The sequence below is a fragment of the Legionella norrlandica genome (assembly GCF_000770585.1).
In the GTDB taxonomy this organism is placed as follows: domain Bacteria; phylum Pseudomonadota; class Gammaproteobacteria; order Legionellales; family Legionellaceae; genus Legionella; species Legionella norrlandica.
The window spans coordinates 1-1,535 of sequence record NZ_JNCF01000118.1; the positions used below are offsets into that span (position 1 = coordinate 1).

Below are 1,535 nucleotides of genomic sequence, written 5' to 3' on the forward strand. Positions count from 1 at the left end.
GTAACCGTTCACGCCTCTTGTCATAAAACCATATAAAATTTAATAATTTTTGTGACAAGAGGTTTTTATATGCCGAGAAAATTGCTATAAGGATTCAAAAGATAACACATTGATTTTATGACTGATTTAACGAAAGTTAATTTAACTCCTAAGAATCTGGAAGAAGCATTAGAAACGATAGGTCATTTAGCGCAAATCATCATTGAGCTAAAAGAAGAAAATGCTCGCCTTAAAGAGCAGTTAAATATTAATTCGAAGAACTCCTCATTGCCCCCGTCACGAGACCTTAAAAAGAAAAAGCAGAATAAACCGAAGAGTGGTCGCACACGTGGAGGCCAACTGGGACATAAAGGACATCAGCGCGCCTTAGTGCCCATGGAACAAGTTAATTCCGTGATTGTTTGTCCCCCTCGAAGCCATTGTGATTGTGGTAAAGCGTTAAAAATTTTAGAGCAGTTTCAACGACACCAAGTTTTTGAAGTACCCACCCCAAGGTATGAGGTGATTGAATATCAGCTTCAAACAGGGTGTTGTAGCGCCTGCCGACGGCGCTATCAAGGTAACTTGCCAACGGGCGTTAGTCGTAAGGGATTTGGAGCAAGAGCCCAAGCAATGGTGAGTTTATTAACGAGTAAATACCGGTTGAGTAAGCGCTTAGTTCATGCTTGGTTTTCTGATGTGTATCAAATGCCTATCTGCTTAGGAAGTGTATCGAATATAGAATATACGGTGAGTCAATCACTAGAGCAAACTCATGAAGAAATAAAAACCCAGGTTCAAAGCTCGGTAGCAATTCATTTAGATGAAACAGGTCATAAAGAATGCCATCAAAATGGTTGGGCATGGATTATGAGCACGCAAGAGGCTACCTATTTCAAACTAGAACGCTCTCGGGGTAGGAAAATAGCTAAAGGACTTATTGGTGATTTTCGAAACCATATTTATGTAACAGATCGTTACTCTGCCTATGACTTTTTACCTGATAAGAATCGCCAAGTGTGCTGGGCTCACTTAAAGAGGGATTTTCAAAAAATATCAGAACGTCCAGGAGTGCCAGGAAAAATAGGAACAAAACTTCTTAAAGCCTATGAGCATCTTTTTAAGTTCTGGAAAACAGAATATGACTCAAATACGCTCTGGTTTAAAAAGCCTAGGAAAAGACTTCGTTATTTTAAAGCGAAAATGCTCCGTCATTTACGTGAAGGCTCTCGCTGTACTCATAAAGCAACCGTTAGAACATGCACCAATATTTTGGAATCTGTGGATAGCTTATGGAACTTCTTTGAAATACCTAATGTACCTCCAACCAATAACCATGCCGAGCGCCAACTCAGGCCTTTAGTTATTTCTAAAAAACTCACTTTTGGAACTCAATCAGGGCGAGGTAGTCGTTTTATTGAGCGAATCTTTTCTGTTGTTGCTACTTGTAAACAACAGCAGAAAGATGTCTTGGTATTTATTATGGAGGCTCTTCAGAAATGGGTTTCAATTCAGCAAAACCTAGACGCCTCTTTACAAGAGGCGTGAACGGTTAC

General features: G+C 39.8%; 1 protein-coding gene. It reads left to right on the plus strand.

The window, feature by feature from the left end; translation table 11 throughout:
- The first annotated feature begins 117 nt into the window (after positions 1–117).
- Positions 118–1,527 (plus strand): IS66 family transposase, encoded by a 1,410-nt coding sequence (tnpC, locus tag OK13_RS13645; protein WP_035891730.1) that lies wholly within the window; start codon positions 118–120, stop codon positions 1,525–1,527.
- Positions 1,528–1,535 lie beyond the last annotated feature (8 nt).

Bases quoted from the DNA above. Each gene is read 5' to 3' on its own strand.
- tnpC (WP_035891730.1), top strand. From the start codon at position 118: ATGACTGATTTAACGAAAGTTAATTTAACTCCTAAGAATCTGGAAGAA.